A 13,083-nucleotide genomic window follows, 5' to 3' on the forward strand; every position below is an offset into this window, starting at 1 on the left:
CGTTCCATGGACACGTCCTCGACCCGCCTGCCGGATCCGGCCGCGCTCGCGACGACCGTCACCTCGCTGCAGTCCCGCGCGCGAACCGAACTGGCCGAGCTGGTGGCCTTCAAGTCGGTCGCGGACGAGGCTCAGTTCCCCAGGAGCGAGTGCGAGGCCGCCGCGCACTGGGTGGCCGGCGCGCTGCGCGCAGAGGGCTTCGAGGACGTGGCCCTCCTCGACACCCCCGACGGCACGCAGTCGGTCTTCGGCTACCTGCCCGGCCCGGCCGGCGCCCCGACGGTCCTGCTGTACGCGCACTACGACGTCCAGCCGCCGCTGGACGAGGCCGCCTGGGTCTCTCCCCCGTTCGAGCTGACCGAGCGCGACGGCCGCTGGTACGGGCGGGGCGCCGCCGACTGCAAGGGCGGCCTGATCATGCACCTGACCGCCCTCCGGGCGCTCAAGGAGCACGGCGGGGTCCCGGTCAACGTCAAGGTCATCGTCGAGGGCTCGGAGGAGCAGGGCACCGGCGGTCTGGAGCGTTACGCCGAGGCGCACCCCGAGCTGCTGGCGGCCGATGCGATCGTCATCGGTGACGCCGGCAACTTCCGGCTCGGCCTGCCCACCGTGACGGCGACCCTGCGCGGCATGACCCTGGTACGTGTCCAGGTGGACACCCTCGAAGGCAATCTGCACTCCGGCATGTTCGGCGGTGCCGCGCCGGACGCGCTGGCCGCGCTGATCCGCGTCCTCGACTCGCTGCGCGCCGAGGACGGCTCGACCACCGTGAACGGCCTGGAGGAGAACGGCACCTGGGACGGCCTTCAGTACCCGGAGGAGGACTTCCGCAAGGACGCGAAGGTACTCGACGGCGTCGGCCTGATCGGCTCGGGCACGGTGGCCGACCGCCTGTGGGCCCGCCCGGCCGTGACCGTGCTGGGCATCGACTGCCCGCCGGTCATCGGCGCCACCCCCTCGGTGCACGCGAGCGCGCGTGCGCTGATCAGCCTTCGGGTGCCGCCGGGCATGGACGCGGCGGAGGCGACGAAGCTGCTGGCCGCACACCTTGAGAGCGCCACCCCGTGGCATGCCCGGGTGGCGGTCGACCAGGTCGGCCAGGGCCAGCCGTTCCGCGCCGACACCACCAGCCCGGCGTACGCGTCGATGGCCGAGGCGATGCGCATCGCGTACCCGGGCGAGGAGATGCAGACCGCCGGCATGGGCGGCTCGATCCCGCTGTGCAACACCCTGGCCGCGCTCTACCCCGGCACGGAGATCCTGCTGATCGGTCTGAGCGAGCCGGAGGCCCGGATCCACGCGGTGAACGAGAGCGTCTCCCCCCAGGAACTGGAGCGCCTTTCCCTGGCAGAAGCCCTGTTCCTCACCACATACGCGGAGAGCAAGCGCTAAGGACACACCCGCGCCTGCCCCCTTCCCCGGAAGGAGGCGGGCCACGTCCCCCTCCTCCCAGGCCCTCAACTCCTCCCGCTCACCCCCTCCAGCCGGAGGCCGCCGGAGGAGGCGAGCCCCCTCCACCCGAGGCCGCCGTCCGGCGGGAGGGGGCGGGGCGGGGAGGGCCCTGGCAGGGGCGTAAGGGTTATTTGCGGCCCAAGTGCGGGGCAGCAAAGGAAACACGGGCAACGGGCCGTAAATAATCCAGCCCCAGAAGGGCCCTCCCCGCCCCGCCCCCGCCCCCAGCCCCACACCGGCGGCGCCCCCGCCCCCGCCCCCGCCCCCGCCCCCGCCCGAACGACCTGGGCGTCAGCCCACAGGCTCCCCCGCCTCAAGATTGAGCGGCCGCCCCCGTTCACGAGCCCGCAAAGCCCACCGCAGCCGGCTCAACCGCACCGGCGGCAACATCGTGGCCGCCTCCTCCTCCGTCACGAACCGCCAGCCCCGGAGCTCCGCTCCCGGCAACAGCAACCGCCGCGCATCGGCCGAGTTCAGCCGCCCCCCGTCGAAGAGGAAGCGCAACCCGCCGAAGCCGGGCGGCTTCGGCGGTTCCCAGTCGACGACCAGCAGCCGTGGCACAGCGGTGAGTTCGATGCCGATCTCCTCGGCGACCTCGCGCATGCCCGCCCGGGCGGGCGCCTCGCCAGGCTCGACGATGCCGCCGGGGAACTCCCAGCCGGGCTTGTAGGTGGGGTCGACAAGGAGCACCCGGTCGTCCTCGTCGAAGAGCAGGACGCCCGAGGCGAGGGTCGCGGCCGTGGGCTCGGGGGTCTCGACGATCTGGCAGGACCCCGCGGTGCCGTTGCGTACGGCCTCGGCGACGCATTCGGCCGTCTCACGCGGTGTCAGGAGGCTGTTGTCCACGGCGAGGGCGTCGTCGCGCAGCCACGTCAGCGCCTCGCGGTACGGCGTGAGGTGAGCACGGGCCCACTGCCGGACGGACTCGCTGCGCCCGGGGTCGTCCGGGAACTCCACCCGGTCCTCGATGCGCCCCCGCAGGATCGTTTCGTCCGCCGTCAGCACCACATGCCGGACCTGGATACGCCGGGCGGCCAGGGCCCCGAAGATCTCGTCCCGGTACTCCTGGCGCAGCAGCGTCATCGGCACGATGAGCACCCCGCCGAGCTCCGCGAGCAGCGCGGCCGCCGTGTCCACGACCATGCGCCGCCAGACCGGCAGGTCCTGGTAGTCGCCGACCTCACCCAGTCTCTTCTGCGGCAGCAGGTACCGCAGCGCCCCGCCGGTGACCTCGGGGTCGTAGAGGTTGCTGCCCGGGATGAGTTCGGCCAGTTCCTTCGCGGTACTGGTCTTGCCCCCACTGAACGCACCGTTCAGCCAGACGATCACGGTTCCCCCTTCTCCGTAGCCCCCGGTGACGTGCCCCGAACACCGTGCCCGCAACACCCTGCCACGCAAACGTGTACGAGCGGGATGGGGCGGCATTCGGGTCGCGGCGCCGGGCGAGGCCCACGGGGCGGCTCACGGCCGTCCCCAGAGCCCCAGTTCCTCCGCCGCGGCCGCGGCCGCGCCCACCAGCCCCGCGTCGGAGCCGAGCCGCGCCGGGAGCACCTCCACGCCCGAGGCGAAGGACAGCGCGGCGTAGTCGCGCAGGCGTTCGCGCAGCGGGGCGAAGAGGATCTCTCCGGCGCCGGCGACGCCGCCGCCTACGACGGCCACCTCGATCTCGACGAGCGTGGCCGTCGCCGCGATGCCCGCCGCCAGCGCCTGCGCCGCGCGGGCGAAGGAGGCCAGCGCGGCGGGGTCGCCCGCGCCGGCCGCCCCCGCGACGGCCGCGGCGCTCGTGTCGCCGTCCGGCCCCGGGCGCCAGCCCGCCTCCAGCGCCCGGCGGGCGATGTTCGGGCCGCTGGCGATGCGCTCCACGCAGCCGCGGGCGCCGCAGGGGCACGGATCGCCGTCGAGGTCGACGCTGATGTGCCCGATGTGACCGGCGTTGCCTGTAGGTCCGGTGTGCAGGCGGCCGTCGAGGACGAGGCCGCCGCCGACGCCGGTGGACACCACCATGCACAGCGCGTTGGCCCGGCCCCGGGCCGCGCCCTGCCAGTGTTCGGCGGCGGTCATCGCCACTCCGTCGCCGACCAGTACCACCGGCAGGCCGGCCACCCGTCCGGACACCTCGGCGACCAGCGGAAACCCGCGCCAGCCGGGCACGTTGACCGGGCTGACCGTTCCGGCGAGGGCGTCGACCGGCCCCGCGCTGCCGATGCCCACGGCCCGTACTCGCGGCCAGTGGGCGGAGGCGGCCAGCTCGTCGAGAACGGCCACCACCGTGCCCATCACGGTCGCCGCGTCCTCCCGCGCCGGAGTCGGCTGCTGGGCGCGTACGAGCAGCCGGCCACCGCCGTCCACCAGCGCCGCGGCGATCTTGGTGCCGCCGATGTCGAGAGCGGCGACGAGCTCGCCGGGGACGGTATGCACGGTGACGGTCTCTCCTGGTCCAGCGGGTGCGAAGGGGGTGGCCCGGGCATCAGTCTCCCCGGCTCTGACAACGTTGTCCAGGCTCTATGCTCGACCTCACCTCCGTGCATCCAAGGCCCCTCCGCGCAAAGGACGAGCGCCCGTGACCGACAGCCGCCGCACCGCCGGGACCCCCCGCGGTCCGCAGCCCCGCTACGGCAGCCGCCCGACGATGAAGGACGTCGCCGCGCGCGCCGGGGTGGGCCTGAAGACCGTCTCACGCGTGGTGAACGACGAACCGGGCGTCACCCCGGACACCGAGCGGCGCGTGCGGGAGGCGATCACGGCCCTCGGCTTCCGCCGCAACGACAGCGCCCGCATCCTGCGCAAGGGCCGTACCGCCTCCATCGGGCTGGTCCTGGAGGATCTCGCCGACCCGTTCTACGCACCGCTGAACCGGGCCGTCGAAGAGGTGGCCCGCGCGCACGGCGCCCTCCTCATCAACGGCTCCAGCGCCGAGGACCCCGAGCGGGAGCGGGAGTTGGCCCTGGCCTTCTGCGCCCGCCGCGTCGACGGCCTGATCGTCATCCCGGCGGGCGACGACCACCGCTACCTGGAGCCCGAGATCGCGGCGGGCGTGGCCACCGTCTTCGCCGACCGCCCGGCCGGGCTGCTGGACGCCGACGCGGTGCTCTCCGACAGCTTCGGCGGCGCCCGCGACGGCGTGGCCCATCTGATCGCCCACGGCCACCGCCGCATCGGCTTCATCGGGGACCGGCCCCGCATCCATACCGCCGCCGAGCGGCTGCGGGGCTACCGGGCCGCGATGGCCGACGCGGGCCTGCCCGTGGACGACTCCTGGGTGTCCCTGGGCCCCACGGCCGCCGGGCACGTACGAGCCGGGGCGGAGCGCATGCTGACGGGGCCGCAGCCGGTGACCGCCCTGTTCGCGGGGAACAACCGGGTGAGCGTCACGGTCATCCGTGTCATAGCCCGCCTGCCCCGGCCGGTCGCCCTCGTCGGCTTCGACGACCTCGAACTCGCCGACCTTCTCTCCCCCGGCATCACCGTGATCGCCCAGGACGCCGCCCGCCTCGGCCGTACGGCCGCGGAACTGCTGTTCCGGCGCCTGGACGGGGCCCAGGACGCACCGCGCCGCGTGGAGCTGACGACACGGCTCATCGCCCGGGGCTCCGGCGAACTCCCGCCCGTGGAGCCCTAGCCGGCGGAGCCGGCGCCCGTACGCCCCGCCAGCCGGTCCAGGGCTGCGCGGCCCATCCCGGTCAGAGCGGCCACCTCCTGGGCGTCCAGCGCGCCGCAGTCCAGGCCGCGCAGCAGATAGCCGCTGAGCGCCCGGGCGGTGGCCGGCTCGTCCATCACCGCTCCCCCGGCCCGGGCGGTGTACGCCACGAGGCGTGCGGCGGCCGCCTCCAGCCCCTCGCGGTAGAAGGCGTAGACGGCGGCGTAACGGGTGGGCAGATGGCCCGGGTGCATGTCCCAGCCCTGGTAGTACGCCCGTGCCAGGGAGCGGCGCACGAGCCGGTGGTGCAGGCGCCAGGCCCGGTGGACGTCGGCGGTCGCGCCGACGGGCAGCACGTTGGTCGAGCCGTCCGAGAGCCGCACCCCGGTGCCGGCCGCCGCGGCCTGCATGACGGCCTTCGCGTGATCGGCCACCGGGTGGTCCGGCGACTGGTGGGCGGCGGCGACCCCGCACGCGGCGCTGTAGTCGAAGGTGCCGTAGTGCAGCGAGGTGACGCGCCCCTGCCCCGCGTCGATCAGGCGGGCGACGGTGGCCCGGCCGTCGGCGCCGAGCACCGCCTGGGTGGTCTCGATCTGGATCTCGAAGCCGATGCGCCCGGCTTGCTCGCCGTGGGCCTTCTCGAACTCCTCGGCCAGCCGCACCATCGCGGTCACCTGCTCGGGGTAGGTGACCTTGGGCAGGGTGAGCACGAGCCCGCCGGGCAGTCCGCCCGCCTCCGTCAAGGTGGTGAGGAAGATGTCGAGGGTCCGTATCCCCCGGTCGCGTACGGCCGCCTCCATGCACTTCATGCGGATGCCCATGTAGGGAGCCGAGGTGCCGTCGCCGGACGCCGCGGCCACCAGCTGTGCCGCACTGGCCGCCGCCGCGTCCTCCTCGGCGTCGGGGCGCGGCCCGTAGCCGTCCTCGAAGTCGATGCGCAGGTCCTCGACCGGCTCGCGCCCGAGCTTCGCCCGCACGCGCTCGTACACCGGCCCGGCGAGCTCGTCGGGCAGGCCGAGCACGGCGGCGAAACTCCCCGCGTCGGGGGCGTGTTCGTCGAGGGCGGCGAGTGCCTGCTCACCCCACGAGCGGATGGTTCCGGCCGCGAAGACGTCGGCCGGGACGTAGACGGTGTGAACGGGTTGCCGCGTGCCCGGGTCGCCCGGGTACCGCCGGGCGAGCTCCGCGTCGACGCCGGCAAGGGAGGCCCCGATCCGTTCGCTCACCGCGGGCCCGAAGGTCGTCGCGACCGTCCGCTGCTGCTCCATGCCACCCTCCGCGTTTCCGCTGTGCGGAATCGACCATCCGCAGCCGCGAAGTTAGCCAGGCGACAGCGAGGCGGTCAACACCTCCGCCTCCGCGAACGCACGGAGGGTGGCTCACCGCGCAGCGGGAACCACCCTTCGGGGAAGCCCATGGCCTCCGGGGAGGAAGCCCGCGGTAACAGGCCTCTTCCATCGCCGTCCCGGCGCCCGGCCGTCGGACGCGTCCGCCCGGACGTTCCGCCCGGCGGCCCGGCGTCGTCCCCCACCGGCGCCCGGCCCCGCCCGTCGTGGCAGCGGAGAACGGGGCGCAGGCGACCGTCGCCGCGTCAGAAGAATTCCCTGGCGACGCCCTCCGCCGCCCGGTTCTCGGCCGTGGCCGGGTCCAGTTCGCTCAGCGACATCAGGTCCGTGTCGTCGCGGAGGTGGTTCTCCCATTCCGCGGCCATCTTCTCCTGCTGCTCACGCGGCAGCTGCTGGACGTCCTCGCGGCTCGCGGGGCTCAGGGCGTGGAGGAACCGCGTCACGGTGTCGGTCCGGTCACTCTGCATGGGTCTTCCTCGCATCCGCGCGGCCGCGCGCACTGGCCAGTGGTCCGCCCGTATCTCTTCCAGCGTCCGGCTCCGGCGGACACCCCCGCACCGCCCAAGGTCACCCAAACGGACGCGGCACCCGGGCGGGCACGACGAAGCCCTCCGCCCCCGGCCGGACGGCCGGGGGCGGAGGGCACGGGCGGTGCGCCGGGGATCAGCCCTTGCGGGAGGTGATCTCCTCGGTCAGCTGCGGGACGACCTGGAAGAGGTCGCCGACGACGCCGTAGTCGACGAGCTCGAAGATCGGGGCCTCGGCGTCCTTGTTGATGGCGACGATCGTCTTCGAGGTCTGCATGCCGGCGCGGTGCTGGATGGCGCCGGAGATGCCGGCCGCGATGTACAGCTGCGGCGAGACGGACTTGCCGGTCTGGCCGACCTGGTTGGTGTGCGGGTACCAGCCGGCGTCGACGGCGGCGCGGGAGGCGCCGACGGCCGCGCCGAGGGAGTCGGCCAGGGACTCGATGAGCGGGAAGTTCTCGGCGCCGTTCACGCCGCGGCCGCCGGAGACCACGATCGCGGCCTCGGTCAGCTCCGGGCGGCCGGTGGACTCGCGCGGGGTGCGGGAGACGACCTTGGTGCCGGTGGACTTCTCGCCGAAGGAGACGGCCAGCTGCTCGACCGTGCCGGCGGCCGGGGCGGCCTCCGGGGCGGCGGAGTTGGGCTTGACGGTGATGACCGGGGTGCCCTTGGTGACGCGGGACCTGGTGGAGTACGAGGCCGCGAAGACGGACTGCGTGGCCACCGGGCCCTCGTCGCCGGCCTCCAGGTCGACGGCGTCGGTGATGATGCCGGAGCCGATGCGGACCGCGAGGCGGGCCGCGATCTCCTTGCCCTCAGCGGAGGAGGGGACGAGGACGGCGGCCGGGGAGACGGCGTTGTACGCGGCCTCGAGCGCGTCCACCTTGGGCGCGACGAGGTAGTCGGCGAACTCGGCGGCGTCGGCGGCGAGGACCTTGACCGCGCCGTACTCGGCGAGCGTCGCGGCGGCCGTGTCGGCGCCGGCACCGAGGTGCACGGCGACGGGCTCGCCGATGCGGCGGGCGAGGGTCAGCAGCTCAAGGGTGGGCTTGCGGACGGCGCCGTCCACGTGGTCGACGTAGACGAGGACTTCAGCCATGGATCTGCACTCCTGCGAAAATTGCGAGGGCGGTTGAGAGGATCGGGTGTCAGGAGCTCAGATGAACTTCTGGCCCGCGAGGAACTCGGCGAGCTGCTTGCCGCCCTCGCCCTCGTCCTTGACGATCGTGCCGGCCGTACGGGCCGGGCGCTCCGTGGCCTCGTCGACCTTGGTCCAGGCGCCCTCGAGGCCGACCTCGTCGGCGTCGATGCCGAGGTCGGAGAGGTCCAGGGACTCCACCGGCTTCTTCTTGGCGGCCATGATGCCCTTGAAGGACGGGTAGCGGGCCTCGCCGGACTGGTCGGTCACGGACACGACGGCCGGGAGGGAGGCCTCCAGCTGCTCGCTGGCGGCGTCGCCGTCACGGCGGCCGGTCACCTTGCCGTCCTGGACCGCGACCTCGGAGAGCAGGGTCACCTGCGGCACGCCCAGGCGCTCGGCGAGCATCGCCGGGACGACGCCCATGCCGCCGTCGGTGGACGCCATGCCGGAGATGACCAGGTCGTAGCCGACGTGCTCGATGGCCTTGGCCAGCACCAGCGAGGTGCCCAGCGCATCGGTGCCGTGCAGGTCGTCGTCCTCGACGTGGACGGCCTTGTGGGCGCCCATGGACAGCGCCTTGCGCAGCGCGTCCTTGGCGTCCTCGGGGCCGACGGTCAGCACGGTGATCTCGGCGTCCGCCTCGTCGGCGATCTGCAGCGCCTGCTCGACCGCGTACTCGTCGAGCTCCGAGAGCAGGCCGTCCACGTCGTCGCGGTCGACGGTCAGGTCCTCGGCGAAGTGCCGGTCGCCGGTGGCGTCGGGCACGTACTTCACACAGACAACGATCCTCAAGCTCACGCCGGCTCTCCTACTGCATCGTCTCTATCAAAGCTGCCTTGGCACGCAGCATAGGCGCCTTGTGGGGCGGACCCCCGGTCGGTGCGGGCTGCGCCCGACCAGAATGTTACTCGTCAGTACAGCGAGCGCGCCCACCGAAATCAAGGCCGGCCGACTGTGATCTGCCCAACGCGGCGGAAGGGGATGTATCAGTCGCGCAATCCGTTGAAGCGGCCCTGGTGGTACAGGAGCGGGCGGCCGTCCCCGCCCGGGTCGCCGGCCACCGCCTCGGCCAGCACCAGGCGGTGGTCACCGGCCGGCACGCGGGCCACCACACGGCAGACCATCCAGGCCAGCACGCCCTGCAGCACCGGCACGCCGTGGGGCCCGGGGTACCAGCGGGTGGGCGGGGCGAAGCGGTCGGCGCCGCTGCGCGCGAAGGTGGCGGCCAGCTCCTGCTGGTGCTCGCCGAGTATGTGCACCCCGACGTGGCCGGCCTCCGCCAGGACGGGCCAGCTGGAGGAGCCGGTGCCGACGCCGAACGAGACGAGCGGGGGCTCTGCGGCCACCGAGGTCAGGGAGGTCGCGGTGAAGCCGGCCGGGCGCGTGCCGTGGGCGGTGATCACGGCGACGCCCGCCGCGTGCCTGCGGAAGACCGAGCGCAGCAGTTCGGGGGTGGCCGGGCGGTGGGTGCCGAGGTCGGGCGAGGCCGTCATGGAGGGGTCCTTCTGCCGGGGGATCGGGCTGCCGAGGGGTGGAGCCGGGAGCGGAACGGTGCAGGTGCTCACGGACTCGGACAGCGCGCGCTCGCAGTCCGCAGGAGATCCACGTACGCGCGTCCGTGGAGACGACGGAGAAGGGGGCCGGGCCACATAGCGTCACAGTGACGATTCAGGGTGCGCAGCGTCAAGGGACCCCGGGTATCTGGGAGGCGGATCACGGCCTGTCAGACCGCCGCGCCCAGCGCCGCGATGACATCGGCCTTGCGCGGCTGTCCGGTGGCGCGGCGCACGATGCGGCCGCGGGCGTCGAGGACGAGTGTGGTGGGCGTGGCACTGACGCCCAGGGCGCGGACGAGCTCCAGCCGCGCCTCCGCGTCGATCTCGACGTGGGCGACGCCCCCGACCATCGCCGCGACGTCCGCGAGAACACGCCGTGTGGCCCCGCAGGGGCGGCAGAAGGCGCTGGAGAACTGCACGAGCGTGGCCCGCGGCCCGAGCTCCGCGCCGATCTCCGCGGCGCTCAGCAGCCGGCCGTCGCCGTCCCGCCCCGCCTCCTCGTCGTACCGCACGGGCACGCGTGTCCTCCTTCATTCGTGTCCGGTCTCTTCCTCAAGCGCGGGGAAAACCGGGAAAATTTCGCGACGTGACGAGGATCTCGCGACCCACGGGCCCTCCGCGCTGGCCCGCAGCCCGGGCATTCAGGCACGATCTGCCGGAAGCCGACACCCTACGGCCGCGTAACTTCAGCACCGTACGCCTTCACCATTTTTGTGGGAGCACCCTCCCCAGGCCTGGAAGGACCTTCCCGATATGGCAGAACTCGTCTACCCCCCGGTGATCGGTGCCGCCCGCACCATGTTCAAGGCGCTCGACCTGCGCTTCGACATCCAGGGCGCCGAGCACATTCCGCAGCGCGGCGGGGCGGTGCTGGTGAGCAACCACATCGGGTACCTCGACTTCGTCTTCTGCGGTCTGGCGGCCCGCCCCGCCAAGCGGCTGGTGCGCTTCATGGCGAAGGACTCCGTGTTCCGGCACAAGGTGTCCGGGCCGCTCATGCGGGCGATGAAGCACATCCCCGTCGACCGCGCGGCGGGCATGGAGGCCTACCGGCACGCGCTCTCCGCCCTGCGTTCGGGTGAGATCATCGGCGTGTTCCCGGAGGCGACGATCTCCACGTCCTTCACGCTCAAGAATTTCAAGTCCGGCGCGGCGCGGCTGGCGCAGGAGGCCGGGGTGCCGCTGGTGCCGATGGCGCTGTGGGGCACCCAGCGGCTGTGGACCAAGGGGCACAAGCGCAATCTGGGCCGCAACCACATCCCCGTGGCCATACGGGTGGGTGAGCCGATCGCCGCCGAGGCGGACGAGTCCGCCGAGACCGTCACCGAGCGCGTCCGCTCCCGCGTCCAGGGCCTGCTGGAGTCGGCTCAGCGCGCCTATCCCGTGCGCGCGGAGGGCCCGGGCGACAGCTGGTGGATCCCTGCCCACCTGGGCGGCACGGCCCCGACTCCGGCCCAGGCCTCGGCCCCGGACCGGCACTAGTACGCGGAACGCCGTAGAGCCCCTGGCCACGCAGTGCGCGGCCAGGGGCTCCGGTGTCCGTACGTCCGTACGTCACGCCCGGGGGTGTGACGTACGGCTGCTACTGCTTTGCCATCTCCTCGGCGACGGCCGCGGTGAAGGCGTCCACATCCGCCTCGGTGGTGTCGAAGGAGCACATCCAGCGGACGTCGCCGGCCGTCTCGTCCCAGAAGTAGAAGCGGTAGCGCTTCTGCAGACGCTCGCTCACGTCGTGCGGCAGCCGGGCGAAGACGGCGTTGGACTGGACGGGGTGCAGGACCTCGACGCCGTCCACGGCCCGTACGCCCTCGGCCAGCCGTGCCGCCATGGCGTTGGCGTGCGCCGCGCTGCGCAGCCACAGGTCGCCCGAGAGCAGCGCCTCGAACTGGGCGGAGACGAAGCGCATCTTCGAGGCGAGCTGCATCGACATCTTGCGCACGTGCTTCATCGCCCGCACCGCGTCCGGGTTGAGGACGACCACGCACTCGCCGAAGAGCATGCCGTTCTTCGTGCCGCCGAAGGAGAGCAGGTCGACGCCGGCGTCGGTGGTGAAGGCCCGCAGCGGGACGCCGAGGGTGGCGGCCGCGTTGGCGATGCGCGCGCCGTCGAGATGGACCTTCATGCCCCGCTCGTGGGCGTGGTCGCAGATCTCCCGGATCTCCTCGGGCGTGTAGCAGGTGCCCAGCTCGGTGGTCTGGGTGATCGAGACGACCTGTGGCTGGGCCCGGTGCTCGTCGTCCCAGCCGAAGGCCTCGCGGTCGATCAGCTGCGGGGTGAGCTTGCCGTGCTCGGTGGGCACGTTGAGCAGCTTCAGGCCGCCGACGCGCTCGGGCGCGCCGCACTCGTCGACGTTGATGTGCGCGCTGGCGGCGCAGATCACCGCTCCCCAGCGCTCGGTGGCGGCCTGCAGGGCGACGACGTTGGCGCCCGTACCGTTGAAGACCGGGAAGGCCTCGGCGGCCGGCCCGAAGTGGGCGCGCATCACGTCCTGGAGGTGGGCGGTGTAGTCGTCCTCTCCGTACGCGACCTGGTGACCGCCGTTGGCGAGGGCGAGCGCCGCAAGGATCTCGGGGTGCGTGCCCGCGTAGTTGTCGCTGGCGAAGCCGCGCAGCTCCGGGTCGTGGCGGCGTATCGCGTCGGTCTGCGCCGAGGGGGGCCGGGTCACAGTTGCGGTGTCAGCCACAGACGGCTTCCGTTCACTTCCTGGGCGGGCTTCTCCCAGACGCCGACGATGGCCTCGGCCAGGTCCTTGGCGTCCGTGAAGCCCGCGAACTTTGCGTTCGGTCGTTCGGCGCGCATCGCGTCGTGCACCAGCGCCTTGATCACCAAAATGGTGGCGGCGGCCGGCGGGGCGTCGTCGCCCCCCGCCTTGCGGAAGGAGTCGCCGAGCGCGAGGGTCCATGCCTCGGCGGCGGCCTTGGAGGCGGCGTAGGCGGCGTTGCCGGCGGTGGGCCTGCTGGCGCCCGCGGCGCTGACCAGCACGTAGCGGCCGTTGCCGCTGCGGGCCAGGGGGCCCTCGAAGGCCAGCGAGGTGTGCTGGACGGTACGGATGAGCAGCTTCTCCAGCAGGTCCCAGTCCGCGAGGTCGGTCTCGGCGAACGTCGCCGAGCCGCGCCAGCCGCCCACCAGGTGGACCAGGCCGTCGATGCGGCCGAATTCCTTCTCCGTGCGGTCGGCCCAGGCGCGGGCGGCGTCCAGGTCGAGCAGGTCCACGGTGTCGCCGGTGACGGTGGCCCCGCCGTGGGCGTAGCGGGCGGCGTCCACGGCCTCGGCGAGGCGGGCCGCGTCCGCGTCGGAGGCGACGACCGTCGCCCCGGCCTCCGCCAGCCGCAGCAGGGCGGCCCGGCCCGCCGGGCCGGCCGCTCCCGCCACCGCCACGACGGCGCCCTCCAGCGGGCCGTTGCCGTTCCTCGGAGTGCTCATG

Annotated in this window: 13 protein-coding genes; 3 read left to right on the plus strand and 10 right to left on the minus strand. The window is 73.3% G+C overall.

Translation table 11 applies throughout. The annotated features are described in order from the left end of the window. The first annotated feature begins 6 nt into the window (after window positions 1-6). Entirely contained in the window at window positions 7-1,392 is a 1,386-nt protein-coding gene (locus tag AB0F13_RS24850; RefSeq protein ID WP_362086378.1) for a dipeptidase, read from the plus strand. A gap of 351 nt (window positions 1,393-1,743) precedes the next feature. Here AB0F13_RS24850 and AB0F13_RS24855 read toward each other — a convergent pair whose 3' ends face one another. Both AB0F13_RS24855 and AB0F13_RS24860 read right to left on the minus strand, forming a co-directional pair. Further along, entirely contained in the window at window positions 1,744-2,781 is a 1,038-nt protein-coding gene (locus AB0F13_RS24855; protein WP_362086381.1) for an NUDIX domain-containing protein, read from the minus strand. A 132-nt stretch (window positions 2,782-2,913) separates the two neighbouring features. Continuing rightward, window positions 2,914-3,870 carry an ROK family protein gene (locus AB0F13_RS24860; protein ID WP_362086384.1) on the minus strand — a complete coding sequence of 319 codons (957 nt, stop codon included), beginning with the start codon at window positions 3,868-3,870 and terminating at the stop codon, window positions 2,914-2,916. A 211-nt stretch (window positions 3,871-4,081) separates the two neighbouring features. Here AB0F13_RS24860 and AB0F13_RS24865 point away from each other — a divergent pair, with 211 nt between their 5' ends. Continuing rightward, a complete protein-coding gene (locus AB0F13_RS24865) occupies window positions 4,082-5,071 on the plus strand; it encodes a LacI family DNA-binding transcriptional regulator (protein ID WP_362086468.1) in 990 nt (329 codons plus the stop codon). Here AB0F13_RS24865 and AB0F13_RS24870 read toward each other — a convergent pair. The 6 genes from AB0F13_RS24870 to AB0F13_RS24895 all read right to left on the minus strand — a co-directional run bounded on the left by AB0F13_RS24870 (window position 5,068) and on the right by AB0F13_RS24895 (window position 10,177). Then, window positions 5,068-6,357 carry an aldolase/citrate lyase family protein gene (locus AB0F13_RS24870; protein WP_362086387.1) on the minus strand — a complete coding sequence of 430 codons (1,290 nt, stop codon included), beginning with the start codon at window positions 6,355-6,357 and terminating at the stop codon, window positions 5,068-5,070. The two genes, AB0F13_RS24865 and AB0F13_RS24870, sit on opposite strands and share 4 nt — an antisense overlap. A gap of 323 nt (window positions 6,358-6,680) precedes the next feature. Next, window positions 6,681-6,902 (minus strand): hypothetical protein, encoded by a 222-nt coding sequence (locus AB0F13_RS24875; RefSeq protein WP_362086390.1) that lies wholly within the window; start codon window positions 6,900-6,902, stop codon window positions 6,681-6,683. A gap of 196 nt (window positions 6,903-7,098) precedes the next feature. Then, entirely contained in the window at window positions 7,099-8,061 is a 963-nt protein-coding gene (locus tag AB0F13_RS24880; protein WP_362086393.1) for an electron transfer flavoprotein subunit alpha/FixB family protein, read from the minus strand. 57 nt (window positions 8,062-8,118) lie between these two features. Further along, window positions 8,119-8,901, minus strand: coding sequence for an electron transfer flavoprotein subunit beta/FixA family protein (locus tag AB0F13_RS24885; RefSeq protein WP_362086396.1), 783 nt, complete (start codon window positions 8,899-8,901; stop codon window positions 8,119-8,121). A 188-nt stretch (window positions 8,902-9,089) separates the two neighbouring features. Continuing rightward, entirely contained in the window at window positions 9,090-9,596 is a 507-nt protein-coding gene (locus AB0F13_RS24890) for a flavin reductase family protein (protein ID WP_362086399.1), read from the minus strand. Window positions 9,597-9,826: 230 nt separating this feature from the next. Beyond that, window positions 9,827-10,177 (minus strand): thioredoxin family protein, encoded by a 351-nt coding sequence (locus AB0F13_RS24895; RefSeq protein WP_362086402.1) that lies wholly within the window; start codon window positions 10,175-10,177, stop codon window positions 9,827-9,829. Between the two features lie 235 nt (window positions 10,178-10,412). Between AB0F13_RS24895 and AB0F13_RS24900 the strand changes: the two genes are divergently transcribed. Next, window positions 10,413-11,141 carry a lysophospholipid acyltransferase family protein gene (locus AB0F13_RS24900; RefSeq protein WP_362086405.1) on the plus strand — a complete coding sequence of 243 codons (729 nt, stop codon included), beginning with the start codon at window positions 10,413-10,415 and terminating at the stop codon, window positions 11,139-11,141. Window positions 11,142-11,241: 100 nt separating this feature from the next. Here the strand turns inward: AB0F13_RS24900 and AB0F13_RS24905 are convergent, their stop codons facing one another. Further along, window positions 11,242-12,342 carry a low specificity L-threonine aldolase gene (locus tag AB0F13_RS24905; protein WP_362086408.1) on the minus strand — a complete coding sequence of 367 codons (1,101 nt, stop codon included), beginning with the start codon at window positions 12,340-12,342 and terminating at the stop codon, window positions 11,242-11,244. Then, complete coding sequence (locus AB0F13_RS24910; protein WP_362086471.1) at window positions 12,321-13,082, minus strand: SDR family NAD(P)-dependent oxidoreductase; 762 nt, start codon at window positions 13,080-13,082, stop codon at window positions 12,321-12,323. The genes AB0F13_RS24905 and AB0F13_RS24910 overlap by 22 nt, the downstream gene beginning before the upstream one ends. Window position 13,083 lies beyond the last annotated feature (1 nt).

The organism is Streptomyces sp. NPDC026206 (genome assembly GCF_040638465.1).
Classification (GTDB): Bacteria; Actinomycetota; Actinomycetes; order Streptomycetales; family Streptomycetaceae; genus Streptomyces.